We start from the raw sequence: 1,037 nt of genomic DNA on the forward strand, positions 1-1,037 counted from the left end.
ATCGGCGTTCCGGCCGGGCACCAGGTGGCGAAGTAGGCCATTTCACCATCGGCGATGTGGCGGCGGATCAGCAGACCGCGCGTCCAAAGCCCCTTCGCTCCTGGACTGAACTCGTCAGCTTCGAGGTCCGCCAGTTCCAGGTACGCCCAGTCATGCAGGCGCTCGCCCTTTGTGCCCAGTCCAGCGGACAGGCGCTGCCAGGCAGCAGGATCGAGACCCTTGGCGATGTCCTCCGCTGCTCCTGCGATTTCAGGCTTGCCGATCCAGGAGTTAAAGGATGACGTCGCGCTGACGCCGAGCACATAGCCCTTGCCCGCGCGGCGGAGCGCCATCTCGATGTCGCCGACGCCATACACGCTATCGGCTGCGACCCAGCCAAAGGGCACGCCTGCGCCGATGGCGCGCTCGATCATGCTGAGCGCCATGGCGGGCTTGGTGGCGAAGGAGGTTCCGGCAGGAACGTGGGCCGCGGACATGCGCGTCGGATCATCCGTCCAGCGCTTGGGCAGGTAGAGGGCACGGTCGATGAAGGCGTGGCCGTGACGTGATACGTAGGTTGCGAACACGCCGATCTGGCAGTTGGTGATCTTGCCCGCCGAGCCGGTGTACTGCCGCCCCACACCACAGGAAGCCTTGCCCTGCTTGAGAAAGCCGGTCTCGTCAATGACCAGTACGGCATCCTCTGCGGCGACATGCTCGATCACGTAGTCTCGCACGATGTCGCGCAGCGCGTCGGCCTCCCAGCGACCGCGGCCGAGAATAGCCTGCTGCCGCCACGGCCCGGGATCGCCCGCCGCCTCGGCTCGCATCCAGCCTGTCTTGCGCCGCTCAGCGCCCAGCAGGCCATCCAGGAACAACCCGGCCGAAGCCGCGACCCGCTCCTGGGTGAACAGCGGCCGGATGCGGGCTTTGACCTCACGCAGCGACGACGCCCAGAGTTCCAGTGTTGTCTCGATCGAGGCGCCTGACATCCATGATCTCCGAATCACGGTCCACCATAGATTCAGAGATCATCCAAAACCGCAACTGTAATGCTA

The 1,037-nt window shown here is 65.1% G+C and carries 1 protein-coding gene; it reads right to left on the minus strand.

Annotated elements, in window-relative coordinates; all coding sequences use genetic code 11:
• The coding region (locus tag D2K64_RS23740; protein WP_120010899.1) for an IS701 family transposase at nt 1–971 on the minus strand (971 nt) is incomplete at its 3' end.
• Nucleotides 972–1,037: the final 66 nt, after the last annotated feature.

This window comes from Teichococcus vastitatis (genome assembly GCF_003604215.1).
In the GTDB taxonomy this organism is placed as follows: domain Bacteria; phylum Pseudomonadota; class Alphaproteobacteria; order Acetobacterales; family Acetobacteraceae; genus Pseudoroseomonas; species Pseudoroseomonas vastitatis.